General features: G+C 44.8%; 24 protein-coding genes and 1 tRNA gene. 7 read left to right on the forward strand and 18 right to left on the reverse strand.

Annotated features, from left to right (window positions below):
* Positions 1-148 precede the first annotated feature (148 nt).
* Positions 149-865, forward strand: a complete 717-nt coding sequence (locus tag KJA68_RS06095) for a PepSY domain-containing protein (RefSeq protein WP_213036055.1) — start codon at positions 149-151, stop codon at positions 863-865.
* A gap of 119 nt (positions 866-984) precedes the next feature.
* Here the strand turns inward: KJA68_RS06095 and KJA68_RS10970 are convergent, their stop codons facing one another.
* The 15 genes from KJA68_RS10970 to KJA68_RS06165 form a co-directional block, all read right to left on the reverse strand.
* Positions 985-1,110, reverse strand: a complete 126-nt coding sequence (locus KJA68_RS10970; RefSeq protein WP_281412144.1) for a hypothetical protein — start codon at positions 1,108-1,110, stop codon at positions 985-987.
* Between the two features lie 125 nt (positions 1,111-1,235).
* Complete coding sequence (gene istB / locus KJA68_RS06100; RefSeq protein ID WP_213036056.1) at positions 1,236-2,003, reverse strand: IS21-like element helper ATPase IstB; 768 nt, start codon at positions 2,001-2,003, stop codon at positions 1,236-1,238.
* Positions 1,993-3,492: an IS21 family transposase gene (gene istA, locus KJA68_RS06105; protein WP_213036057.1), complete on the reverse strand. Its 1,500-nt coding sequence runs from the start codon at positions 3,490-3,492 to the stop codon at positions 1,993-1,995. Before istA ends, istB begins: the two co-directional genes overlap by 11 nt.
* A gap of 265 nt (positions 3,493-3,757) precedes the next feature.
* Positions 3,758-3,833: transfer RNA gene (locus KJA68_RS06110), tRNA-Thr, on the reverse strand.
* A gap of 174 nt (positions 3,834-4,007) precedes the next feature.
* Positions 4,008-5,345, reverse strand: coding sequence for a hemolysin family protein (locus KJA68_RS06115; protein WP_213036058.1), 1,338 nt, complete (start codon positions 5,343-5,345; stop codon positions 4,008-4,010).
* 561 nt (positions 5,346-5,906) lie between these two features.
* Positions 5,907-6,761, reverse strand: coding sequence for a symmetrical bis(5'-nucleosyl)-tetraphosphatase (locus KJA68_RS06120; protein ID WP_213036059.1), 855 nt, complete (start codon positions 6,759-6,761; stop codon positions 5,907-5,909).
* A gap of 68 nt (positions 6,762-6,829) precedes the next feature.
* Entirely contained in the window at positions 6,830-8,710 is a 1,881-nt protein-coding gene (locus KJA68_RS06125) for a polysaccharide biosynthesis protein (RefSeq protein WP_213036060.1), read from the reverse strand.
* Positions 8,703-9,683 carry an MraY family glycosyltransferase gene (locus KJA68_RS06130; protein WP_213036061.1) on the reverse strand — a complete coding sequence of 327 codons (981 nt, stop codon included), beginning with the start codon at positions 9,681-9,683 and terminating at the stop codon, positions 8,703-8,705. Before KJA68_RS06130 ends, KJA68_RS06125 begins: the two co-directional genes overlap by 8 nt.
* Positions 9,684-9,753: 70 nt before the next feature.
* Entirely contained in the window at positions 9,754-10,746 is a 993-nt protein-coding gene (locus KJA68_RS06135) for a UDP-glucose 4-epimerase family protein (protein ID WP_213036062.1), read from the reverse strand.
* A gap of 70 nt (positions 10,747-10,816) precedes the next feature.
* A complete protein-coding gene (locus KJA68_RS06140) occupies positions 10,817-11,605 on the reverse strand; it encodes a glycosyltransferase (RefSeq protein ID WP_213036063.1) in 789 nt (262 codons plus the stop codon).
* Positions 11,606-11,761: 156 nt separating this feature from the next.
* Positions 11,762-12,691, reverse strand: a complete 930-nt coding sequence (locus KJA68_RS06145; RefSeq protein ID WP_213036064.1) for a glycosyltransferase family 2 protein — start codon at positions 12,689-12,691, stop codon at positions 11,762-11,764.
* Between the two features lie 257 nt (positions 12,692-12,948).
* Positions 12,949-14,451, reverse strand: a complete 1,503-nt coding sequence (locus tag KJA68_RS06150; protein WP_213036065.1) for a lipopolysaccharide biosynthesis protein — start codon at positions 14,449-14,451, stop codon at positions 12,949-12,951.
* 221 nt (positions 14,452-14,672) lie between these two features.
* Entirely contained in the window at positions 14,673-14,948 is a 276-nt protein-coding gene (locus KJA68_RS06155) for an IS30 family transposase (RefSeq protein WP_213036066.1), read from the reverse strand.
* A complete protein-coding gene (locus KJA68_RS06160; protein ID WP_213036067.1) occupies positions 14,908-15,327 on the reverse strand; it encodes an IS30 family transposase in 420 nt (139 codons plus the stop codon). The genes KJA68_RS06155 and KJA68_RS06160 overlap by 41 nt, the downstream gene beginning before the upstream one ends.
* Positions 15,328-15,349: 22 nt before the next feature.
* Entirely contained in the window at positions 15,350-15,610 is a 261-nt protein-coding gene (locus KJA68_RS06165; RefSeq protein ID WP_213036068.1) for a helix-turn-helix domain-containing protein, read from the reverse strand.
* Positions 15,611-16,204: 594 nt separating this feature from the next.
* Here KJA68_RS06165 and KJA68_RS06170 point away from each other — a divergent pair.
* The 6 genes from KJA68_RS06170 (at position 16,205) to KJA68_RS06195 (ending at position 23,080) form a co-directional block, all read left to right on the forward strand.
* The gene (locus tag KJA68_RS06170) at positions 16,205-17,620 is read left to right on the forward strand and encodes a mannose-1-phosphate guanylyltransferase/mannose-6-phosphate isomerase (RefSeq protein WP_213036069.1); all 1,416 of its coding nucleotides are present in this window, start codon (positions 16,205-16,207) and stop codon (positions 17,618-17,620) included.
* Between the two features lie 98 nt (positions 17,621-17,718).
* Positions 17,719-18,990, forward strand: a complete 1,272-nt coding sequence (gene waaA / locus KJA68_RS06175) for a lipid IV(A) 3-deoxy-D-manno-octulosonic acid transferase (RefSeq protein ID WP_213036070.1) — start codon at positions 17,719-17,721, stop codon at positions 18,988-18,990.
* Positions 18,991-19,031: 41 nt separating this feature from the next.
* Entirely contained in the window at positions 19,032-20,099 is a 1,068-nt protein-coding gene (gene rfbB, locus KJA68_RS06180) for a dTDP-glucose 4,6-dehydratase (RefSeq protein WP_213036071.1), read from the forward strand.
* Positions 20,096-20,971, forward strand: coding sequence for a glucose-1-phosphate thymidylyltransferase RfbA (rfbA, locus tag KJA68_RS06185; RefSeq protein ID WP_213036072.1), 876 nt, complete (start codon positions 20,096-20,098; stop codon positions 20,969-20,971). Before rfbB ends, rfbA begins: the two co-directional genes overlap by 4 nt.
* Positions 20,972-20,973: 2 nt before the next feature.
* Positions 20,974-21,522, forward strand: coding sequence for a dTDP-4-dehydrorhamnose 3,5-epimerase (rfbC, locus tag KJA68_RS06190; protein WP_213036073.1), 549 nt, complete (start codon positions 20,974-20,976; stop codon positions 21,520-21,522).
* Positions 21,523-21,832: 310 nt separating this feature from the next.
* Positions 21,833-23,080, forward strand: coding sequence for a ComEC/Rec2 family competence protein (locus KJA68_RS06195; RefSeq protein WP_213036074.1), 1,248 nt, complete (start codon positions 21,833-21,835; stop codon positions 23,078-23,080).
* A gap of 345 nt (positions 23,081-23,425) precedes the next feature.
* Here KJA68_RS06195 and KJA68_RS06200 read toward each other — a convergent pair whose 3' ends face one another.
* From KJA68_RS06200 to ppnP, 3 genes are all read right to left on the reverse strand, one after another.
* The gene (locus KJA68_RS06200; RefSeq protein WP_213036075.1) at positions 23,426-24,958 is read right to left on the reverse strand and encodes an AsmA family protein; all 1,533 of its coding nucleotides are present in this window, start codon (positions 24,956-24,958) and stop codon (positions 23,426-23,428) included.
* Between the two features lie 444 nt (positions 24,959-25,402).
* Positions 25,403-25,891, reverse strand: coding sequence for a YajQ family cyclic di-GMP-binding protein (locus tag KJA68_RS06205; protein ID WP_213036076.1), 489 nt, complete (start codon positions 25,889-25,891; stop codon positions 25,403-25,405).
* A gap of 93 nt (positions 25,892-25,984) precedes the next feature.
* Complete coding sequence (ppnP, locus tag KJA68_RS06210; protein WP_213036077.1) at positions 25,985-26,299, reverse strand: pyrimidine/purine nucleoside phosphorylase; 315 nt, start codon at positions 26,297-26,299, stop codon at positions 25,985-25,987.
* Positions 26,300-26,371 lie beyond the last annotated feature (72 nt).

A 26,371-nucleotide genomic window follows, 5' to 3' on the forward strand; every position in this document is an offset into this window, starting at 1 on the left:
GAACATCCGGATTCCCCCTCTACCAGGGCATTCATGGCCGTCGCCGAAAAATGTGCAAAATTCCTCGGGGCAGACCAGAACAGCAATAGCACAATCGCTTCTGAATGAAACAGGCCGAGTGTATCAGTAAAATTTTACAAGTGGTTGGATGATGAATATTCATGATGTTCGCCGGTGGCATGGGCTCGCAGGTGCGTCTTTTGTTTTTTTCTGGTTGTATTTGCTGTTTTCAGGTTTGCTTGTAAATCACAGCGACATGTTTGGTTTGTACAAACATGAAATCAGATGTTCCTGGCTATCGAATTGGTATGAAATTCCTGCCGCTGAGCCCAAGGAAGGGTATGACCTTGGTAAGGGGTATTTATCCTGGGACGGGGATAGATGGGTGCTGGATGATGTTTTTTTGTCAGGCAGTACAGGGCGTCCTGTAGGAGCGGTTGAAGCAGGCGGGATCAATTATGTAGCGACTGCGACCGATCTTTTTCTATATCATTCGGATGGTGAGTTGTTTGAGAAACGTGAAAAGCAATTTTTACCGGGGTACCCGATTCTGGCCATAGGGAAAACCGGTGCCAATGTAGTGCTGAAGACCCCCTTTGGTGTGTATGTATCCGAAGATAAGAAAAACTGGAAGAAAACAAGTGTGACAGGTATCACATGGTCATATTTGCAGGATCTTCCTGCCGAAGCCAGGGCGCGCTCGGCGGAGGTTCTTGCGCCGGGTGTACCATTGCAGCGGGTTATCCAGGATATTCATAGCGGGCGAATATTCGGGCGCTATGCTGTCTGGTTTCTGGATGTTATTTCACTTGCGTTGCTTGGCTTGAGTATAAGCGGTTTTTGGCTTTATTGGAGATTGAGATAAGTGAATCACGCTGTTTAGTGTTGGATGTGTCCGGATAGTCTGCTTATTTATAAAGCACTCACCCTGCCTGTAATGATCCATCATTTTTTGCGTCCCTCTCCGCACAACGTATACTGACGTCAAGACACATCTCCCTTTTTCTCCAGTGCTTTTGCCACTAGTTCCCGCAACGGCGCCTCCGTCGCCTCGCCGAAGCGTCGCACCACTGCGTCGTAGATGGCAATTTCCCCTTCGCTTTGCCCCATCTGACCGAGCGTAACGCCCTTGTTCACCAGTGCACTTGCCCGCTGGACCGGTTCGGAGGCGGCTTTTTCAGCCTTAATGAAATACTCTACCGCAATCTCATATTTCGTAGACTCAATAGTGTCAATCAGCGTCCAATTTTTTCCACTTTTTCGGTTTGCTGAGATCTATTTTTCCGTTGTTTGAAACGGTAAGAATCGTTCCCGGTTTCCAGGATATCGCAGTGATGCGTTACACGATCCAATAATACCGTAGTCATTTTCGCATCACCAAACACCTGAACCCATTCTCCGAACGACAGATTGGTCGTAATGATCAGGGACGTTTTCTCATAGAGCTGGCTGATGAGATGGAACAGTAGCGCACCGCTGGACGCTGGGAACGGCAAATAGCCCAGTTCATCCAGAATGACCGCGTCCACCAGACAAAGCTGCTTGGCCAGATTGCCGACCTTGCCCAGGCTTTTCTCCCGTTCAAGTTGACTGACCAAATCCACTACATTAAAAAAGCGGACGCGTCTGGATTGATGAATGGCTGCCACGCCAATTGCAGTGGCCAGATGAGATTTCCCTGTCCCTGTTCCTCCAACCAGAATCAGGTTATGGGCCGTATCCATAAAGGCAGCCGTTGCCAGCTGTTCCACAATGGATTGCAATAATGGTGTTTCAGTCCAGTCGATACCCAGCAGATCGCGATGAATCGGGAAACGGGCGGCCTTGAGTTGGTACCGCAAGCTTTTGAGTTTACGGTCGGTTTGTTCGGCGGTGATCAGACGCTCCATCCATGTTTCCGGCCGATGCGCCTGTCTTGGCTTCTCCGCCTGTAATTCACTCCATGCCGTTGCCATGCCATAAAGATGCAGCGTTTTCAAACTGGTCACGTAATCAATGGACATTGGCAGACCCCAGCAAATAGTCATAACGATTACAGTTGGCGAGCGGCTCCATGGTCAATGTAATTCCATCTGGAACAGGAATCTCTACGGCAGGCAGATGGGGGGCAATGAGCCTGCGTAATTCATTCATTACAACCGGTGCATTGACAATGCCACACTCCAGCGTGAGCTCGCATGCTACGGTAAGCGCATCCAGCCCTGTTTCTCCCGCCAGTATCAACAGTTCAACAAAGGCACGATCCCCTTTGGGCTGTTGCAGAATCCGGTCTCGCACGGCCTGAATCGCTTTGGGCAAGTTCCAGGCAGTGAATGGTGCACCATTGCGCAGTGCACCTGGCTTTTTCTCCAGTATCGGCAGGTAGTGCCAGGGATCGCAGATTAATTGGTCGCGACTGAACCCCCTGTCATGTGATGCAATGACTTCGCCATGCGCGACGATGCGAATCTGGTCCGCGGTGCTGCGGACCGAAACGGCCTGCCCGGCTGCACTGGCAGGAACACTGTAGCGATTCCGGTCGATGCGTACCAGACAAGTCGAAGAAACACGCATCATTTGTTCAACATACCCATCAAAGCTGGCTGTAACGGGACGTAGAAGTGGTTGCTCGTCGGCAAAGCACGATGCAATGGTGCGCTGGCTCTGGGTTGGGTGAGTACGCTGTGCCAATTCTTTGCAGCGGGTCACAAGCCATCTATTCAATTCAGCAAACGTGGCAAATCGGGCCAAGGGCGTGAATAACCATTCACGAATATTGCCAACCTGATTTTCCACCTGGCCTTTCTCCCAGCCAGAAGCGGGGGTACAGGCAACCGGCTCAAAAAGATAGTGGTTGGCCATGCACAGGAAGCGCCGGTTGAATTTACGTTCCTTGCCGGTAAATACAGATTCCACGACCGTCTTGAGATTGTCATAAATCAATCGAGCAGGAACGCCTCCAAAGAACGCAAAGGCTCGGTTGTGTGCATCCATAATCATTTCCTGGGTTTCCCTTGGATAGGCGACTACAAACATCTGGCGGCTGTAGGCCATCCGGAAGTGCGCTACCTTGACGGTTTCCAGGACGCCTCCCAGTTCCACCTGTTCATGGCTCCAGTCAAATTGGCAGGCATCGCCAGCCACAAACAGCAGCGGCACGAAAGCTTCCGTCAACCTGGGACCATGATTCATGGCCTTCCAGTGCTTCACGAACCGCTGTACGCTGTCATAGGCGCCGTCATAGCCCATTTCCTGTAAACCTTCATATAGCCGGTAGGCAGTGCGGAGTCGGAATCGCGGTAACTTCGCTTCCTCTTCCAGCCAATGCGTCAGGTAGATTTCAAACGCGCCAAGTTTCGGGGAGATGGGCTGAACCCGCTCATATTTCGGTTCTTTTAATGCTTTGAGAAACTTACGCACGGTAGGCCGGGATATTCCCATCTCTCTGGCAATAGCAGAAATGGATTGTTTCTGTACCAGATGCCGCCGACGTATTTCGTAAATAATGTCCATGTAAAACACTCCTGATACCCCCGGCAAAAAACCGGATGGTTACATATCAGGGTGGAAACTATTGGACGCTGTTTCCACCCCTAATCTGAAAGTTTTGCACGCTGATTTACATGCCTGATTATTTGGGACAGTGCACGGGGCAATTTTGGGACACATCATAGCAACAAAATGCAAAAAAACGCCACCTATTGCTAGATGGCGTTTTCACTAAGTACATTGATTTGTTGATATTAGTAGCTGTTGCAACCTGCTACTAATTGTAAGGTGGTGCCGGCAAGAGGAGTCGAACCCCCGACCTTCGCATTACGAATGCGCTGCTCTACCAACTGAGCTATGCCGGCAAATTTTTCAGAAGTGATTTGCAGGGTATTTTACATGATCTGATATAAGGGTTCCTGCTGGGCTGTTTAAATATATAAACTTAAGTAAGTTGAAACCAGGCACGTTTTCATGTGCCATTTCAGTTGCTTTTTTACTGACATTCACAGGGAAAGGTTTTTCATGTAAAAGTAGTTTTAATCCGTTTTTTCCGTATCGTTTTGGGATTCGCTGTTGTTTTCTGGCTGGACTGGCACTACGATCTGGCTGGCGAGTACTTTGTCTATTCGTTTGCCATCGAGATCGACTACTTCTAGCTTCCATTTTTCCCAGTTTACGATGTCAGCGACGTTGGCAGGCCGTCCGAGCAACCACATGACCATTCCGCTAAGAGTATGGTAGCGGCCTTTGTCTTCTTCCGGGACAGATTTTAATTTTAAATGATCTTTCAACTCAGGTATCGGTATCATTCCATCCAGTAACCAAGACCCATCATCGCGCTGGATTGCCCAGCGATCAGAGATATCAGGAGGCATGAATTCTCCGGTAACCGCCTCCAGGACATCCTGAAGCGTAACCAGTCCCTGAATTTCCCCATACTCATCGATAACAAAAACCATGGGTGTATCGGATTCCTGGAACTGTGTCAGAAGCTCCAGGCCGGTTAAGGATTCGGTAACAAAAACACATGGATGTAGTTGGGTGGTCAGATCAGGCAGGCTTCCATTTACAGTTTGGTTAAACAATTGTTTTATGGAGGCTATGCCTAACAAGTCGCCTAGTCCTCCCCGACATACGGGAAAACGTGAATGATCCGATTGTGCAATGCGTGATAAATTTTCTTCAAGCGGTTGATTGACATCAAGGTAAACTATGTCCGCCCGGGGAATCATCAGGGATGCAACTTGTCTTTCATCCAGACGAAAGACGTTCCGAACCATGTTGTGTTCATGCTGTTCAATAATTCCCGCCTCTGAGCCTTCTTCCAGCATGGCATGAATTTCTTCTTCCGTTACGCTAGGTTCTGATTGCTGGCTCTTTCCCATCATTTTTAGTACAGCGTCTGTGGATACGGAGAGCAAACGTACGAATGGATGGGTGACTAATGCAAGAATGTGCATTGGCTTGGCTACCAGACATGCAATTCCTTCCGGGTTAAATTGCGCGATACGCTTGGGGACAAGCTCGCCAACGACAATGGAAAGATAGGTAATGGTTACAACGATCAGGGCCGTGGCGCCAAATTCGCTGAGCTGCTGCTCAACGCCGAGTTGCTGAAGCCAGGTAGCAAAGGGGGCAGCCAATACCGCTTCTCCGACGATACCGTTCAGAATGCTGATTGAGGTGATTCCTGTCTGGATAGTGGAAAGAAAGTGTGTTGGGTTCTCTCCCAGACGGATAGCCATCTCTGCAGAAGAGTTTCCATCGGATGCAAGGCGGGAAAGACGAGCCTGACGGGCGGTCAGGAGTGCAATTTCCGACATGGCAAAGATGCCGTTCAGTAAAATCAGGCCTATTAAAATCAGTATATCCATCAGACTATTCCCAAGTATGGCCGTGAGAAGAGACGCATACCAATGATGGAACTGCTGTTTGCACGGTCGGACTGCGGTATCGAGGAAGAGAATTTACGAGCGAATGTATTTGTGATTGACGCAGGATTTGCTCTAGGCAGTAGTATGATATTCCAAAGGTGGAATATTCTGCCTGCCCTATGACTAATGATTAGAATAAAAACAAGGCCGCAGGAAAAAAAATTCCGTTCACAGGTAACCCTATCGGCAATTAATTTTTTGCCGACTTCAGTGGAAGACCGATATGGAAATGAACAATCGTAATTGCTACTCATTAGGGCGAGGCGAAACCCCGCTCCTCCTTTCTATTGTTACTATAAAGGATATGATATCAGAGAGTAAAATAATTTGTTATGAAATTGATTTATAAGCCATTTGCTGTGTTAATAAAAATTCTATCAATAAAAATGCAGATAATTTTTGGCCGGAAAAAGGATTAATGAACCGTTTTGATACATGAAATTAGCTTGAAGTTGTAAGTGGTGGGGTCGTTCAGGTCAGGTCGTTTAAAGAAATAAATAACTAATCCTGGGTATTTGAAGGTCGTCTTTCTTGCTGTGGTGGGGAAATTAGCTTGGATGAACAAGGTATTTGAAATAGTTGTCTGTCATCAAGACGGATGGCAGTTAGAAATCCCCCCCACAGACATCCTGTGTCCAGTGCAATGAAATTGGAAGTGACTCTTAATCCCAGTGCTGACCAGTGTCCGCATACCACTGTAGCGCTGGCGCTGGAACGTTCTGGCACATCAAACCAGGGCAGATACCCATCAGGTATGTCGCGCATTTCTCCTTTGAATTTAAATTCCATTCTGCCATTGGGGGTGCAGATACGCATGCGTGTGAACGCATTGGTTATAACACGCAGGCGGTCATATCCGTTAAGTTTTTCGTTCCAATGGTCGGGGTGATTGCCGTACATGTGTGCAAGAAAATCTTGATAGTGAGCTCCCTTTAATTCTGCTTCTACTTCATAAGCTAATCTTTGAGCCTGGGAAATCGACCAGCTTGGCAGTAATCCGGCATGTACCAGAACAAAATTGTCTTGCGTGTAAAGAATGCGCTGTTTTCTTAGCCAAGCCAGGAGTTCTGTTCGGTCGGGGGCCACCAGGATATCATGCAGGGAGTCATAGCGATGTAATTTGGCACAACCTTCAGCTACTGCAAGCAAGTGGAGGTCATGGTTTCCTAATACAGTTACTGCGGCCTGGTCTAATGATTTTATTAATCGAAGCACGCTTAATGAGTCTGGCCCGCGGTTTACCAGATCGCCTACCAGCCATAGTTTGTCTATAGCGGGGTCAAAGGAGATCCGCTCGAGTAGCTGCACTAGTTCAGTGTAACATCCCTGAATATCACCGATTGCATAAATTGCCATTTGTGCGTAATCAAGTCGATTTAAACATTTACACTGCGACAGAATATCCTAATGGTAGAAATGTATGTCTACGAATGTATGCTTGTATTGGTTTGGATATCAAAAGCCTGCTTCTTAAGTTTATTGGAATCGGGGCAGTATTCCGGCACCCATTCTGATAGGGCACGTTTAACCTCTTCATCTTCTTGTGTGGTGTTTGAACTGAGCCAGTCAAATAAATTTTCCAGCCATGTGGGGTCAACCTTCCGCGCTTGCGCGATGCGCAGTTTTTTATGGGGGGTTGGTAAGGTGAGTTCATTGTCTGCCAAAGGTTCTTCATATAGTTTTTCTCCCATGCGTAGTCCGGTGAACTCAATCTGAATGTCTTCTTCGCTGAGTCCAGAAAGGCGGATGAGATCATTGGCCAGATCAACAATTTTTACTGGGCTGCCCATGTCCAATACAAATATTTCTCCGCCTTTCCCCATTAGGCCGGCCTGTAATACTAATTGTGCGGCTTCTGGAATGGACATGAAATAGCGGGTAATTTCTGGATGCGTGACTGTTATTGGTCCGCCCTTTGCAATTTGCTCGCGAAATTTTGGGATGACGCTTCCCGTGCTTCCCAAAACATTTCCAAAACGAACTATGATAAAGCGGGTTTTGTCAGGTCGCTGCAGCCCTTGGCATATCATTTCAGCCAGCCTTTTGCTTGCTCCCATTACATTAGTTGGATTGACCGCCTTATCGGTAGAAATTAGTATAAACTTTTCTACGTGGTGGTGTAGTGAAACAGTGGCGACCATCCATGTGCCTAGTACGTTATTGCGTATTGCCTGCCAGGAGTTATGCTGTTCCATTAGTGGAACGTGCTTGTATGCGGCTGCATGAAAAACCAGCTCGGGCTTATATTCCGAAAATACCTGATGAAGGCGGGCTGCATCTCGCACGTCACCAATTAGGCAAACAATGTTTGGACCTGTCAGGTTCTTTGTTAAATCTTGTTCTATGGTATAAAGTGCAAATTCATTCAGTTCAAATAGAATCAAGGATCGCGGTTTAAAATGAATAATCTGCCGGCATAATTCAGAGCCGATGGATCCGCCGGCACCGGTTACCAGAATAGTTTTGTTGTGTAATAATTCTTGCAATCCGGCGGTATCTAACTGGATTGAATTGCGTCCCAGTAATTCGTCTAGCCCTACCTCACGTAATTGAGAGATGGTAACCCGCCCACTTAATAGGTCGTCAAATGATGGAGCGGTCAGCGCTTTGACATGTGCCTGGGTGCATATTTCAATTGCACGTTTGCGTGCCTGTTGATTGTCTGATGGCATGGCAATAATTGCTTGCTTTACGCCGATGCGCTTTGCCCATTGTGGCAGGCTGCCCAGTGAGCCCAGTACTCGAATGCCATTGAAGATGCGCCCATGGTTGTTCACATTGTCATCCAGAAAACCCATCAGCCTCCAGTTAGGACTACGCGCGAGATCTTTGGATAAGTTTATGGCCGCATCGCTTGCCCCGAGAATCAGAACTGGCTCTCCTTTGACTTTAAATCTTCCGTATAAGCCATGTTCTTTCCATTGGCGGTAGAGGAAGCGGCTTCCTCCCATGATAAGCAATAATAGTAAAGGGTCAATGATTAGTACTGAGCGCGGTATTACCGCGCTGATACGGAACATCCACAGCACCAGTGGAATCAGTGCGGCGGCCGTAAATATGGCAAGAATAATCCTTTGCAGGTCAGCGATGCTGGCATAGCGCCAACGGCCGCGATATAAATCAAAGCGCCAGAAAGTAATGCCTTGTAATGGTACTACCCAGATTAGGGTATACAGCATCTCGTCAATGAAATGCGGGGCGGGGTCGAAATTGAAGCGTAGCAGGTAAGCAAGGATCCACGAAAGTGTTGCTGCTGCAAGGTCATGCAGGATGGCCAGCAGGGTGTGGGGATCTAATTTAGCCACGTTGTGTTTGCTGAATAACTTTCCAGCGATAATCCAGAATGAGCATTAAACTTAAATATATGCTTCCCCATATCAGGAATAATATCCATGGCCATTCAGTAGAATGATTTAACCATCCAATTGCCGATGCACCTGCTGCAAGCATCAAGGAATATTCAAATAAAGCGACGTTACGGTGGCCCCATCCAATAAGTACCAAACGCTGGTAGTAATGTTCGCGGTGTGCTTCAGAAATTTTTTTGCGGTTCAATGTGCGCTTCAGTAAAGTTACGCTTGCATCCATTATGAATGGTGAAAATACAAGCAGAGGAAACCAGGCGGGCCATAATGCTAGTTGCCAGCCCCATAATCCCATTGCGGCAGTCAAGAAACCAAGAGGGATAGAACCTGCATCACCCATGAAAACCTGTGCCGGATGAAAATTGTAATACAGCAATCCCAGGCCAGCAGCGCCAATTGAAAAATTTAACATGGCCTGGTTATCCGCTCCATGCATCAGGGCTGCCACCCCATACATGGTAAACCCAAAAAAGGCCATGCCTGCAGCCAGGCCATCTGATCCATCCATGAAATTGAACAGGTTGGTCATCCAGATTATGCAAAATATCATGAATAGCGATACTAAAATATTTTGCGTAAGCAAGCCGGAGCCGAATACCAGAATGGCAGCCGCAGTGATTTGTGCCAGCAAGCGTGATCGTACCCGTAGGCCACGCATATCGTCCAACAGGGAAACAATGAATAGTATGACCAAGGGTAATACTACCCACCAGGCTAAAGATTTGATCATTAATCCCCATGCGGACAGAAGGCCGGCCATCAGTCCAATTCCGCCAATACGAGGAATGGGTTGTGCATGTAATGATCGCTCATTGGGGATATCCTGAATTTCTTTACCTACCTTACTAAATAAAATAATGGTAGTTACCAGCATGGTAATCAGCGCTGCAATCAGGGGGGAATAATGCGACATAAGGACTTTTACTTTATAACAACATTGATCATTTCCGCCTATTCTGTTCGATGCGGAATGCCTGCTAGGATTATTTAATGGATTTATTGCTGCATTGGGATGCGCAGGTTTTTTTACCTAAGTGTTGGTATGATGCCGCAGTTGTGCGTAACCCCTGATACAAAGTATAAGGAGGCGTCCAGTCTAAATCACGCTGGATTTTACCACTATCGATTCGCAAAGATCCGCATAACCGACCAATAATATCTGATTTTCCAGATAACTTCCCCAGTGCGCGCAACCAGCTGGTTGGGAACGGAAATAAATTTGCCGGACATCCCATTCCATTGCCTAGTTGGCGTAACAGATTTGTAGTGGAGATGTCTGCATCATCGCATACCAGGTATGTTTTGCCTGCAGCGGCGCTATGGGTTGAGCAGGTGATTAGGGCGTCTACCAGGTTTTCAACATAAATCAGGCTACGAAGATTATTTATGGAAGCGAATGGTAAAGGAATGCGTTTGGTGATTACGGTCAGAATCCGTGCAAGATTACCTTTCATATCTGGACCATAAATTAAAGGGGGACGTACAATAACGATTTCCATGCCGGTTTTTTGAGCAATGCGATGCAATTCCTGTTCAGCTTGCCACTTTGAGAGACTGTAAGGATCTTGTGGGTTGGGTTTATCCGATTCTGTAAAGGTTTGCGTTGGTTCAGTTTGTTCACCATTTACTTTGATGGAGCTGACGTAAACAAACCGTCTGGCTCCAGATTGGGCAGCCTGTTCGGCTAAATTTGATGTGCCATGCAGGTTAATCTTGAGGAATTTTTCCAAAGAATCGCCGGTATCGCCATGCATTATATGTACTCTAGCTGCTAGATGGACTACTACATCTACATTGCGCAGTGCATCGACCCAGTTTGTATTATTGTCAATTTCACCGATGACTATTGTGTTCGTGTCTTTGATTAATGAATTCTGGGACCGTACCGCTGCAGTTATATGGTGTCCTCGGTGAGTCAACTCAGTACAGAGTGCCTTACCAACAAAACCGTTAGCCCCGGAGATAAGAAAATTCATTTGTTTAAATGCAGGGAGTTGATATTAAATTGCGTACAATTCGATTCAATGTTAATGAACCCATGTCTAATTACTTATCTTTTTTAAGGCTTAACCAGAAGATTTTTATAAATACGGGTGAAGAAAAAAATCGCATCATGCTTGTAAGGTGCCATTTCAAATACCTGAAGTTGTGACGGCTACTCCTGTGGGCAAAATGTATCACTCTTGCTTTTGGGCACAGGGCGATTTTATAACCTTTCAATTTTAGTCTGGCACATAAATCTACGTCTTCATAATATAGAAAATACTGCTCGTTGAATCCTCCGGATAGTTTGTATATGCTGCGTGGGAATAGCATAAACATTCCACCTACCCAATCGGGGAAAACTTGGTCAATATTGATCGGGTAATCATTGCCTTTGCAACCACCGACTGCCTTGCATAATATTTTTAATGGGGTAGGAAACCGGCGTGCACTATCCTCTATTTCACCGTTCGGGCCTAATACAAGCGGAGCGGCAAGAGCAATTGAAGAATTTTTCAGGCATTCTAGTAAAGTGCTAAAAGGATTGCCGTTCAATCGGATGTCGGGATTCATGACACAAAAAAAATGTCCGGATGAATTGGCAAACGCCTGGTTATGATTGGTTGCGAATCCAAGAGGATGTGGGTTCCGGATTATTTTTACAGGGAACGAAAAACTTTCGGTTATGAATGGCACATGTTCATTCAAGTTTAGAGTTAAAATAATTTCGATAAAAGATTTGCCACAATATTGATGAATATCTTGTAATAAATGCTTAATTAAATGAATTTGTGCATGGCTGACAACAGAAATAGAAATCTCCGGCGCTGTTTCTTCGGTTGTATGTTTCATTAAAGATAAAGAATTCTGGATGCCTGATCACTTGGATATGGTTTAAGATTTTTCACTATAAATCTGATGGCTATTTTTAATCAGTAAGATCAGAATATTTTTCTTGATGCAGGGGAAGGTAAGTCTGCAAAGGAAAAATATCAGTATGTGCAAGAGTCAAATTCGATTAATCAGGATCATTAATCGCAATAACAGATTGTCCAGCCATTTTTGTCGCCAGATATCTTTGGATAAGATCAGCTGTAAGCGGTTCCATGTTGATGATTTTGCTGCAATGAATTTGTTGAGGATATGCAACTGGGATACCGGGATACGTTTATTAAAAACCCTGGAAAAAACACAGGCATGAAACCATAATAATCCTGTCCCGTTGTGCATGAATCTATGAATTTTTCTTTTTAATTCGTCAAACATATCCATGGCAACGCCAATGGTGTTGTTTTCATGCTGCCGATATTTGATACCGGCATGATCATCAAAAATAATCTCTCCGAAACAAGAAAGAACTAAATAACACCACCAGTCATGCATCAATACCCTGTTTGGTAGATCTTGGCTAAGTAGTTCCACGGCTTTACGGTTAAGCACAATCGTACAGCCTGTGGCGATGTTTTCTACGAGTGCATTTCCAAACCCTATTTTTCTAGGAGTGTGGGTAAATCCAATATGGTTTAATTGTTCATCTACAATTTCCAGCCTGGAGCAAAACAATGCAGGACGGTTATCAGGGATGGTCAATAATGCTGTAACTGCGTGCTCAATTTTATTTGGGTGCCAGACATCATCTTGGTCGCAAAAAGCGATGTACTCTGTATCAGTTGATGCGGCATGATTAAGCAATTCAAAAAAACTCAGCGCAGGTCCTAAATTTTCATGTCCTTTTAATATTTCAATATGTCCGTTCAGATGCTCTTTTTCCAATATTCCTCTTGTGTCATCCAGTGATCCGTCATCCCTAGCCAGGATTTTAATATTTGGATAGGTTTGTACATATAATGAGTCCAGTTGTTGCTGTAGGAATTTACTTCCATTATATGTAGAAAGCAGAACGGTAACTTGCTTTGATTTAGACAGATCTAGCGTCATTGCTTTGAATTATCTCCATCATGCCCATGCGTTACTTCCATAGATTTTTTCACGTATAGATGTATAAATAGCGTCTGGTTGATGCTTGTTTTCATGTAATACAACATAGAGATGTGACAGTGAAATTTCGGGTCAGGATACTGATTTTATTAGCTTCTGAAAACACTGCAATATATCAGGGATATTTAGAGTTTAGCAATCTTGATAAAGGGCCAAACGAATATTGCAGCCATGCCTCTTTTCATTTCTCTTATTGATCAAACTTCTTTTTTACCAGGAAAAAAATTGTGTTGGATGGTAAGCCTCAGGTGAGGGGAGAACAAAATAATTATTAGAAATGCTGATAAAACCAGTCCGCCCCCTATGAATAATTGCAAGTGAGGAGCATATCCCCACTCATGAATTTTGCTTCCTGTAATGCCAACCATTGTTATTGAGATAAGAAGCGGCATTCCAACATCCCATAATAACCATTTTAAACCCAGGCCTTTTAATAAAATTTTATGAGTAAGCCATGTGCCAATTAATAAGTACAGACTGCCTGAGATCGCCCAGGATGCGGCTCCTCCAATTACACCGAACTGTATTGCCAAGAATACGGTCATAGGTATCATGATGGATACCAGTATGATATTGATCATCAGTGGCAAACGCGATATTCCATAAGCCAACTGCAACGCATAGGGAAACTGCATCGCTCCATTCAGAGCGGTGCCTATCAGGTAAAGTGGCACCAGTATGGTCATGCTGGACGCAATGGCCGCATTTCCTGTCCATAATGCAATTATTTCTTCAGCAAATATAGCTGCAGCCGTTGCGATCGGGAAAAGTGCTGCTAGAAATAAACGGGTTCCCAACCGATATAATTCAATCAGTTTCGGGGTATTTTCTGTAACCACAAGAGTGGATAGACGGGGGTAAATTACATTGAAAGTAGGTGTCAGTAGCACGTATAGGCCATTGGCAACCACTCCGGCGAGAGCATAACGGCCAAAATCTTCCAGGTCCAGTATTCTGCTTAGGAGAAGCTTGTCCAGTTGCATCAGAATGATTCCGGAAACGGCAACCCCACTCATGCCAGCAGAAAATCTCCATATTTGTTTCAATTGGTTCATGTCGAACCGCAATTTCTGCGACCGCCCTATGACTCGCCATGCTGCCCATTGCAAAAGGATTGCATGCACCAGTCCTACTGCTGCCTGCCAGATAAAGAAAGCCTGGATAGTTGGCGTTATAAAGGCAAGTACCATCACAGAGCCTAGGCCTGCGAGAGTTACCATTGCGATGTTGATTAGGCTTGATATGGCTAAACGTTGTGCCCCCATAATGGCACCTTGGTACAAGGCGGTTGGCCATCTGCATGCAATGACCAGGCCCATCAGTATTACGGCATGTTTAATGTCTGTTTGTGACAGGTGTTTAGACTGCAGCCAGTGTTCTGTTATAAGTGAAGCTAAAGACAGAATAAGCAAGAAAATGATTCCGGCCATAGTCCAGTAAACAGCTGCAAGAGTATGCAGCAATTTTCCTGCTTCGGGTAAATTCCCAATTGCAGAATGCCGTGCAACTTCACGATTGATCGTGGGAGCCAGCCCCAAATCAAGAAGGGAAAGCAATGCCTGTGTTGAGGCGAAGAGGCCAATTAGGCCATAGGCCTCTATCCCGAGGTATTTCAGGTAAAAAGGGATGGCTGCCAGGCTAATAATTCCAGACCAGACGGAATTGGTTAACCCGGCTAGTAAATTTCCACTCAGTTTCATGCTGGCAGCCCTAAATGATCACCGAGATGGTTATTTTTGATGTGCGGTGTAGTGCTGATCGGGAAGCTGTGTTGCGCCGCAATATTTGTATTCGGTTCAATGGGTAAACACCGGATGGGTCATGGGGTTAAATTTGAGAATACTGAGCAGACAGTGAGAGTTACTGATATGAATAAATGGTAGTTTTTGTTTAAATAATAGCCGTTATTTATTTCGCGGTTTCAAATTTGAAGTGCAACGACTGACTTGAAGAATACCTGACTGGGAGTTAAAAATCCAAGTCGTTTTCTGGGTCGGTTGTTCAATCGCTCCATGGCGATGTCGATCTCCTGTTGTGTGATGGTGGAGAAGTCCCGGTATTTGGGGAAGTAATGCCGGATCAGTCCATTGGTGTTCTCATTGGCGCCACGCTCCCATGACGCATAGGGATGGGCGAAGTAAAATCTGCCTTGAGTTTTATTGACGACCTGGTTGGTGTCCGGCGAATTCCCGCCCATTGTTAGAAGTGATTGTGTGGAGGCGTGCGCGGTGTGGTTTGAGTAGTTTTGTCATGGCGTCAGTCACAGCCTGTGCGGTTTTACGTTCGACTTTGTGTATCAGGGCGGAGCCGGTTTTGCGCTCAACCAGACTGACAATGACTTGCCGATGGTTTTTACCGATGATGATATTGGCTTCCCAGTCACCAATCCGGCTGCATGTTTCGACAAAGGCCGGATGCTGCTTAATGAACTGTCGATTGGGAATAATGCCGCTCCGGTCATTCTTTCCGTAGCGCTTTTTAAGCTGTTTCTGGCAGCGCAATTGTTTCCATAGCAGCCTTCCAGCGCTTGTTAGCGTAGATACGCTGATATATGGTTCCCGGACTGATGTCAGCATAATTGCTGATCTGCTCCGGGCTTCATTGTTGCAACAGCTTGTTTTGAGCGAATTGCCAAGTGGCATCGTCTATCATCCAGGCATGCATGGCGCGACGTTCCTCTGCCATAAGCTGTGTCTGCCTGGGTCGATAGCCACGCTGCCCCCGGTTACGGGCTAACTCACTACTGATGGTGGATCTGACTCGATCCAGCACGTCAGCAATCCCGCGAGGCTTATGTCCTGCTTTCTTCAAGGCATAAATCTGATATCGTTTTTCTTGGGTAAGGTGTGCGTAGTTCATCTTTGCAATTTCGACTGGCTGGTCAAAAAGGCATGGATGCTATCGCATCCCACTCACCTGACCAGCATTACTCAAAATTGCACTTCATCCCGGAATTCGTCTTTGTTTTATGATTAGACAGGACTTCAATTGAATGGTATTGGATGCAATGGAGCGCTACGCTTTTCTTTACGAACCTGGCATTGTCCTGAAGTATACAAATCTTCAAGTGCAGCTTGCAAACTTGGATTACAAGTTTGCAATTGTATTGCAGAATTAAGTGCCGTCAATTGCCTGTAATTACTGGTTTGTTTTTATATGTAATCACAAAAAATCAATATGTTATATGAATTCTTAAGAGGCGATCTGCCTTGTAGATTTACTTTTAATCAGGCATGGGTCATTATGTAAAAAGTGTAGATTCCCATTCATGGCCAAGAGCCACATGGATGATGTTTTTACAATGGCAGAAATTGTTAAAAGCAACGACCTGGTATATAAATGGCGCAGGACATAAGACCACCAGTTCTCGGTAGGTCAGTAGCGCTTGTGTTGCAGATTATAATTCAGCAATGTGTTCGAGAAAAATATGTCGTTTTATTGTTGGATATCACTATGCTTTATCCAGTCATATTATCAGGAGGGTCAGGCACTCGATTGTGGCCTTTATCCCGTGCGGCCTTGCCCAAGCAGTTTCTGCCCCTGATTTCAGAATATACCTTATTTCAGGAAACATTATTACGTCTCAAAGGTTGTGCTGACGTAGCTGCACCTTTTGTAATCTGCAATAACGAGCACCGATTTCTGGTCGCGGAACAATTGCGTGCTGTTAACGTTAATCCGCTATTACAGGTGCTTGAGCCATCAGGTCGCAATACAGCGCCTGCTGCTGCTATTGCAGCATTTGCTGCACAGGAGCAGGATGACCAAGCGACTTTACTGGTGTTGCCCGCAGATCATTTAATTCAAAATGTTTCAGCGTTTCACGCTGCAATTCAATCGGCTTCTGTTTTGGCGCAGCAAAAATGGCTGGTGACTTTTGGCATTGCTCCAAGAGACCCGGCTACAGGATTTGGGTATATCAAGCTTGGAGATAGGTTGGGATTGGACGGGAACAGATTTGAAGTGGCAAGTTTTGTAGAAAAGCCGGATATGGAGATGGCCAAGAGGTTTGTAGAATCAGGAAATTACTTCTGGAACAGTGGCATGTTTGTATTCAGAGCATCTAATTACCTGAAAGAGTTGCATTGTTATCGCCCTGATATATATAGCGCAGTAAAGCATGCCTGGAAAAACAGCAAGCATGATATGGATTTTTGCCGCCTGAGCGAACAGGATTTCGTCGCTTGTCCATCTGAATCTATTGATTATGCTGTTATGGAGCATACCAGGGCCGCAGCAGTGGTTACGGTGGATATTGGCTGGAATGATATTGGTTCATGGTCATCGCTGCATCAAATATTGGACCAGGATAGAAAAGGTAATGTTCTGCGGGGTGATGTTTATGCAGCAGAAACTGCAAATTCCTATGTTCGTGCCGAAAGTCGGATGGTGGCAACGATTGGTGTGCATGATCTGATTATTGTGGAAACTGCGGATGCCGTATTGGTGATGAATAAGGGTTTTGCGCAGGATGTAAAACATACCGTGGAATACCTTAAACAAGCAGAGCGTACCGAACATTTGGAGCATCGTAGAGTTTATCGTCCCTGGGGTTATTATGAAGGCATTGATATGGGGGAACGATTCCAGGCTAAGCGTATTATGGTGAAACCTGGGGCAAAATTGTCTTTGCAAAAGCATCAGTACCGCGCCGAACATTGGGTAGTGGTATCAGGCTATGCTAAAGTCACGCGTGGGGATGAAATTTTGTTGCTGCAGGAGGACCAATCAACTTATATTCCCCTGGGCATGAAGCATCGTTTGGAAAATATCGGCGCAGGATCACTTTATCTGATTGAAATTCAGTCAGGTTCATATCTGGGGGAAGATGATATCGTGCGATTTGACGATGATTACAAACGCGATTGATTTCGTGAGATGTCCTCTGCCTTTTCATTATTAAATAGTTTGTCAAATCTCTTATTGTTGGCTTCCTTGATTTCAGTCGCATGACGTTCGGCAAAATTATGCTTAGTCCTCGTCGAATTTATGCTTTTTTGCTGTGGTTCTTGTTGCCGTATGTATTTTTCCATCTACTGTGGCGCGGGCGCAAGCAGCCGGAATATCTGCAGCATATCGGTGAGCGTTTTGGGTGTTATTCTGCTTGCAATGAAAAACCATTAATCTGGCTACATGCAGTATCTGTTGGAGAAACCCGTGCAGTGGCCAGTTTGGTTCAGTGTTTGCGGGAAAAATACCCGAAGTATCAGCTGTTGTTCACTCATACTACCCCAACTGGACGCTTTGCCAGCGAACAGCTGTATGGCAGTGACGTACTGCGGGTATATTTACCATATGATTATTCATTTGCGGTCAAGCGTTTCTTGAAACATTTTCGCCCGGATATCGGGATATTGATGGAAACCGAAGTCTGGTTTAACTTGATTCATTTTTGTCACACAATGCATATTCCCCTGCTGCTGCTTAATGCAAGGTTGTCTGAAAAATCTGCAGCGAGATATGCTCGCTACCCAAATTTAACACGATCAGGTTTAAGTGAGCTAAGCTGCATTTCTGCTCAAAGCGAAGCGGATGCGTCACGTTTTTCTGCTCTGGGTGCAAACAATGTATCGGTCATGGGCAATCTTAAGTTTGATGTGCACCCGTCTTCTGCAATGCAGCAATGCGGTGCTGATTTGCGTACCCTGTTCGGGGAAAAAAGGAAAATTTTTCTTGCAGCAAGTACGCGCGAGGGAGAAGAAGCGCTCTTGCTTTCGATGCTTCAGCAAGTCCGGATACCTGACTTGCTGGTAGTCATCGTCCCGCGACATCCGCAACGTTTTGATACTGTAGCCGATATGTGCGCTCAGCAAGGGGTGCGTTTTCAGCGCAAAAGTCAGGGCGGTCCGATTTTGCCTGATACCCATGTGGTACTGGGTGACAGCATGGGGGAGCTCACTGCCTATTATACGGCTTGTGACCTTGCTTTCATTGGAGGAAGTTTATTACCATTTGGAGGCCAAAATCTGATTGAAGCTTGCGTTTTGGGTAAGCCGGTAATAATTGGTCCTTACACATACAATTTCGAGCAAGCTAGCCAGTTGGCAGTAGAAAGTGGCGCAGCTGTACGCATACAGAATGTAGCAGAGCTGGCTCAAAATTTACAAAATTTGCTTGCAAATTCAGAACTCCTGATATCAATGGGTCAGGCTGGAAAAAACTTTGTCCACATGCATCGTGGTGCAACAAAGAAGGCAATTCAAAATGTAGCCTGTTTTCTGGATAAACATTCCATTTAAATCAAGCAAAGTTGTACAACATAAATTAATTCTGAATCTCCATGAAAAAAATACTTATTACCGGCGGTGCTGGATTTATTGGGTCTGCGGTTATCCGTCAATTGATCATGGAAACCAATGATGTCGTTATCAATGTTGACAAGCTGACCTATGCTGGTAATTTGCAATCCTTAAAATCAGTTGCCGATAGTTCCCGCTATTACTTCGAATGCGTGGATATTTGCAACGCTGAGGCAATGGCGCGCATATTTCATGAACACCAGCCGGATGCTGTGATGCACTTGGCAGCGGAAACTCATGTCGATCGGTCTATTGCTGGCCCGGCAACATTTATGCAAACCAATATCATTGGAACGTACACTCTTCTGGAAGTGGTGCGGGAATATTGGGGCAAGCTTTCTCCTGGATGCAAAAGCAATTTCCGTTTTCACCATGTTTCCACCGATGAGGTATATGGCTCTCTGGGTGCAACCGGATTTTTTAGGGAAGATACCGCTTATCAGCCAAATTCTCCATATTCAGCAAGCAAGGCGTCTTCAGACCATCTGGTGCGCGCATGGCATCACACTTTCGGATTACCTGTAGTTACAACGAACTGCTCCAACAACTATGGCCCCTACCATTTTCCGGAAAAGTTGATTCCACTGATGATTTTGAATGCCCGCAACGGGAAGCCTCTGCCGGTTTATGGCAAGGGCGATAACATTCGTGACTGGTTATATGTGGATGATCATGCACGGGCGCTACGTCTTGTGCTAGACCGGGGGCGGATAGGGGAAGTTTATAATATCGGTGGAGGGAATGAAAAAACCAATCTGGAAGTGGTGTACCTGATCTGTACAATTATGGATGAGATCTGTCCACAGGGTGCGCCGCATGCATCGCTTATCACTTATGTTCAGGATAGGCCGGGTCATGACCATCGCTATGCAATTGATGCCAGCAAAATTGCTCACGAACTAGGCTGGAAGCCACAGGAAACCTTTGAATCGGGTTTGCGCAAAACCGTGGGATGGTATTGGGCAAATACGGACTGGGTTGATGCTGTAATCAGCGGGGAATACCAGACATGGATCCAGAAGAATTACGGTGACAGGAGATTATCATGAAGGGCATTATACTTGCAGGAGGCTCGGGTACCCGGCTTTATCCGGCGACTCAAACCATTTCCAAGCAATTGTTGCCTGTATATGACAAGCCGATGATTTATTATCCACTAACTACGCTGATGCTCGCCGGAATTCAGGATGTCTTGATAATTTCTACGCCACAGGATATATCACGTTTTGAACAGTTGCTTGGGGAAGGCTCGCAGTGGGGAATGAATTTTTCCTATGCAATTCAACCATCGCCTGAAGGGCTTGCACAGGCATTTATTATTGGTGCCAATTTTATTGGAAATGACTCTTGCTCATTGGTACTTGGGGATAATATTTTTTATGGGCATGACCTTGAGAAAAGTCTTTCGGCGGCTAGATCCAAACTGGAAGGAGGCACCATATTTGCCTATCATGTCAATGATCCAGAGCGCTACGGAGTAGTAGAATTTGATCCTTCTGGCCGTGCAATCAGTCTGGAAGAAAAACCGGTAAAGCCCAAATCCAACTATGCGGTAACAGGTCTTTATTTTTATGATAACCATGTTGTTGAAATTGCCAAATCGGTTAAGCCATCCATGCGGGGGGAATTGGAAATAACTACGGTTAACCAGATTTATCTTGAAAGTGGGAAGCTGGACGTGCAGGTGATGGGGCGTGGCAATGCATGGCTGGATACTGGTACACATGATTCCTTGCTGGAGGCCTCACTGTTTATTCAGACCCTGGAGAAGCGTCAAGGTTTGAAAATTGCCTGCCCGGAAGAAGTTGCATATCGCCGAGGTTATATTACAACAGAACAATTGGAGCAATTGGCAAGGCCATTGACCAAAAATGGTTATGGTCAGTATCTTCTGGATATTCGCAAAGAGAAAGTATATTAGAGATGCACGCAACCCAAACGGCAATACCCGATGTCTTGATTGTTGAACCCAGGATATTTGGTGATGAACGTGGTTTTTTTTTCGAAAGTTTCAATCAAAAGGTTTTTGAAAACCTGGTTGGGACAAAGGTTAAGTTTGTTCAGGACAATCATTCGAAGTCGGCTCAGTACGTGCTAAGAGGGTTGCATTATCAAATCAAGCAACCCCAGGGAAAACTAGTTCGAGTTGTGGCAGGAAAAGTGTTGGATGTGGCTGTGGATATTCGTAAATCCTCCCCTACCTTTGGCTCGTGGGTGGGAGAAATACTTTCTGCAGAAAACAAGAAAATGCTTTGGGTGCCGGAAGGCTTTGCCCATGGATTTGTTGTTCTGAGTGAGTATGCGGAATTTTTATATAAGACAACCAATTATTGGGCTCCGGAATTTGAGCGTACGATTCTGTGGAATGATCCGGAATTGGCGATAGATTGGCGCCTTAGTCAGCAAGAGCCTATCTTGTCTAAAAAAGATCAGGGAGGCGCCTTGTTTTCTAACGCTGAATTATTTCCCTAGGCAATCCTGGCTAGAGAGTGATATGTCAGGCGGCATGCAAATTACTTCCATTTTTTGCGGCCAGTTTATTCTTATATTAAGAAAGGCTTACAGCTAGGCAGACGTGTGGGATTGGTTTTTCAAAATTTGCACTGTTATGGGGGATTGTTCGATATTGTGTGAGTGTAAAATGATGCAATTCAAAAACTGAACGGATTGGCATAGGCAACAGGTCTGTATCTGGATTTTATATTCTCATGTTTTTTAAATAAACCAAGTATAATACCCAGCTATTTTAGTAAATTAAATCCATTAAAGAGGAAAGCAAATAATGTCAATAAACCGTGTTACTTTCTTCCCGGTCGGAAATGGAGATACCATTCTAATCGAAGCGAATGATAAGACGATACTTACTGACGTAAACTATCGATGTGAACGGCATACTGACCGTTTCAGAAGTTCTGTTGATGTTAACGGCATGATTGGAAATGCTGCCACACTTGGTGCCGAGGAGGCTGAACAGCCGTTTGAGTGGGTTTACTACGATTTTGCTCTTGATCTTCAGTATGCCTGTTATCAGTCCAGCTATCGGAGTAATCGGGAGTATCGGTTATCCCTGTTGGTTTTGACCCATCCGGACAAGGCGAATCTTACGGGTTTCGAAAAGCTTTTTTATCAGGGGGATCCTGCCGATTTTGAAGATCGGCCGAGGGAAGATGACAAGTTAATCCTTATCGAAGAGATGTGGATCAACCCTCTGTTTGCGGATCCAAAATATGCAACTGATCAATCGAAACCCGTTTTTCAGGAAATCAAGCGCAGGCTGGATCTTCAGGGTACCGAAGCAGGGGGGATGAATGGTAACAGGATTACCATACTTGCTGCGCCATCATCTGGATCTGGATTAATCAAGAATTTTTCCCGGAACATTGAAGCACATGTAATTTCTCCAGTCCAACAAGAGCGGGAAAATGTAATATCCGCTACGGATATTACTGAAATAAACAATAGTAGTCTGATTATACGCTGGACTATTAAGGTGTTCGGTGGCGCGAACCGTATTTTGCTGGGAGGGGATGCGAACGTAGATGTTTGGGACCGTGTCTGGGAAAATTATAAAGACAATGCGGATAAGCTCGGCTGGCATATTTTGCTTGCGCCTCACCACTGCTCTATCGATGCCCTGGCGCGATTGAATCAGGAAGGCAGATATGAGTATTGTGAAAATGCCCTCAAGGCACTTGGCCAAGTGGAAGGGGATGGCTTTATTATTTCCAGCAGCACAGAGGTCAAGCAGAATGAGGATACGCAGCCAAGCTGGGAAGCTAGAAATCAATACCTTAAGATGCTGAAGGACGGGGATGAAGCCCGATTCCTGAATCCTGATAATTATGCATATGGTCCGCTGCTATATTCACCCCACCAGGACGATAAACCTGAGCCAGTAATATTTACCCTGACCAAACAGGGCCCTGTTCTTGATGAGCGTGCACCTGCAACCCCTCATATGCCAGGCAAGATTGAACGGGTTGAAACGGGTAATGATGAATTTGGTCATAAATGGAATTTAAAAGTATAAGGAGTTTCATTCTCCGCTTGAAATCAAGATGGTTAAATTGAATCAAGCGGAGATGCAGCTATAAAATAGTCAAATATCATAAGACTGTTTTCTTTTGGGAAATTCAATCTGATTGAAGATCCTTTTAAAATATTGGTGAGAAGGCATTGCCTATTGTATGTCTTCCCGCCATCAATTATCGCTACAGATCTTTGTACGCATTGATTTTCTTACGACTTTACTCCTGGGCATGCAATGTACTGTTCTTTGATATCGTAGTGTTCAGATATGTTCCTTCTTCATTCCAGGTAATGGATGGAGTGAAAATCTTCGCTGAAATGAGCAACTTTCCTATGTTCTACAATATCAGTTAATGGGAATATTATTGGAATTTGCAGGTAAAGGGATGATGTTCAGCTGACCATTCGCTGCCTGTATGTCGAGGCGTACCTGGGAAAGCTGCGTATTGGCGATTCCAAGTGAACCGATTCGTACTTTGCCGTCAAGTTTAAGATTTTTCATGGCCGATAAGTCAAAGGTTTTCTCAGTCGTGGTAGTGGATTTCCCGGCTGTATCTCGGGGTAAATATAAGTTTGCATCTAGTTGGTCAATCTCCATGGCGAAACGGATGGCGGGATTTTGGAAGCCATTTATTGCGAATGCAGTTTTAAACTGGCTGTGCTGTATATCTCCCTTGAAATTAGCCTGGAGAACCTGGTGTAGACCGTCTGCCTGCATTTTCCCGTTTAATCTAGCATTGATTGATTTTTCTGGGATCAGGTTCCCAGCTACATTTGCTGCGATTTTAAGTTTGGGAAGGCTGAATAGCTGCTGGACGGGGCTGCAGATTACAGGTGAGTCAAGCGTCAACTTCATGACTTGTCCGGGACTTTCCCAATCTAGTTTCATTTGAAGTGTGCTGCCCTTAAAAAATTGAAAATTGCCGAACAGATCCAGCATGGTCAGATGGGTGTCAATTTTTCCGGGCGGACCATTTATCCGTGTTGTCAATGTTGTCCTGTCAGCCATAAAGGTATTCTGGGTCAGGTTTAATTCAGGCATGTCCAGTTTTGCATTGAAGCCGTTTTTGTTATATTCACCAGAAACTGTAACTGTCAGGTCGTTTGTAGAAAATTTTTGTTTTTCAAAATTTGCATGGGCTTTACCTTTGGCAAAAATTTCCAGATTTCCGGCTTCGAATGCAGTGCCTGTGGCATGCAATGTTGTTTCGGCTATCTGGATACTGTTTTTCAGTAGGTCGAAAGTCAATGTGGAAGTTATTTGTGCGACAAATTTTAGTTTAGGTTTTGTAGAATCAATTACTGAAGAGTAATTGATTTTTATTGGACTATTATTAGTGATACGGCTGGTACTACAATTGAGTTTGCTTAGTAGGTAATGTCCGTCCGTCTTTTCATTGAAGAAACTTAATTGAGATTCTTGTATGTTCAATGAACCAATTTCGAAATCCGGTGAAGATTGCTTGTCATCGCTCCTGATTAGATTTAATAAGTCATCAATATTGGTTTTGCCATTCTTAAATTGTATTAAATTGATTTTTAAACCCTTAAGATATATTTCATCGATGATTATTTTTTTTGATAAAAGAGGTAGGAGTGCCAGTGAGATGCGCGCGTTCTCAATGTACATAAATTGTCTGTCCTGCTGAAATTCCGATAATGATGCCTTGTTAATTTCGATGCCTGCCTGAGGAAAGAGAACTAGCCGAATATCGTCATCCAGTTTCAGGGTACGCTGCTGCTTTTCTTTTACCAGTTGGATGATATGAGTCTTAAAATTGTTAGGATCAAAAGTGGTTGTGATATAAATTATGGCAGCCACTACCAAGGCAATGGCTACACCTGCTGACCATAAACTATATTTTAGGAGTGGTTTCATTTTGCCCCGGCTGGAACCTGTGAACCAATTATAGACGAAGTGAAAAAACTCGTTTGGTGTTACCTGGTTCAGACCGGAATATGCGAGGGTACAAGCAAAACTGACAGCAAGAAATATTTAGAATGTGTTAATGATTTAAAACATGGTCGCTGGTCCTGGCTTTTTATGGCACTGACTACATGCCTGCTATAAAGCTATTTACTTGGATAATAATGGAAATCGGTGGAAGCCCTGAGTGTGTCTTGATCATGGACAGTTAGCGGAGTGATTGATCAATGAGCCAGGCGCTATTCGTATAAGGATGTCAGGTTGGCTCAATCACAGGGATAAAAAAGGACTCTCAGGGAACTCAGGTTTGCCAATTACTATATTATGGTCAAACAAGACGAATATGCCAGTAAAAATCGTACTGGATTTATGATCTAGCAATGGGACTAGATTTTCCTACTCCCGGAAATTCTGGAATTGCAGAGGGAAGTCCGTAATGTGTTGACGGATTAACTGGATGGCCGTTTGCAGGTCATCACGTTTATTACCAGATACCCGTACTGTATCTCCCTGTATGCTGCCCTGCACTTTCATCTTGCTATCTTTAATGAATTTGACAATTTTTTTTGCCAGTTCAACTTCTACTCCTGTTTTGACCGTGCAGGAGCGTTTAATCTTGTTGCCGCTAACTTTTTCAATTCTGTCACTTATGTCCAGGCATTTAATATCCACTCCACGTTTGGTCAGTTTTGCATTGAGGATATCCTGCACCTGATTTAATTGAAATTCATTGTCAGCATGCACCGTAAGAGCCAGGTCTGCTTGCTCCACTCTTGCGTCTGACCCTTTGAAATCAAAACGTGTGCTTACTTCCTTGTTGGTCTGTTCGACGGCATTTTTAACTTCCGTCTTATCAACCTCGGATACGATGTCGAATGATGGCATGGGAGGTCTCCTTAATGATGCATTTTGGGGTAATTCTTTCCAGAGGGAAAGGCGGTTTAATTCAAGGGACCGTTTTAGAACGAAGGTGCCTGATTATTCAAAACTGCAAACGTAATGGACGGTATCCTGTGTATGTATTTCAAAGCTGCTATTGGCAGGCACGCTAAACTGCATACCGGCAGTATAGGCTTTCGCGTTTGTTTCGCCCGTTAGTCTGACATGGCAAGTGCCGCTGGTTATTTCCATAAGCTCTGGAGAGCCAACATTAAAAGTGAGCTGGCTGCCTGGCATGATGACGCCTACGGTTTTTCGCTTTCCATCCGGGAAAAGCACGGTATGGGATACACATTTCCCGTCAAAAAACACGTTGGCCTGTTTTATGACGCTTACGTTATCAAATTTGGACATGGATGCTCCTGATAGGTGATGATAGTGTCGTTTCCCGGCTTGCATACTGGAAAATTATGAGCAAGCCAATAT

It is taken from the genome of Candidatus Nitrotoga fabula (genome assembly GCF_905221025.1).
In the GTDB taxonomy this organism is placed as follows: Bacteria; Pseudomonadota; Gammaproteobacteria; order Burkholderiales; family Gallionellaceae; genus Nitrotoga; species Nitrotoga fabula.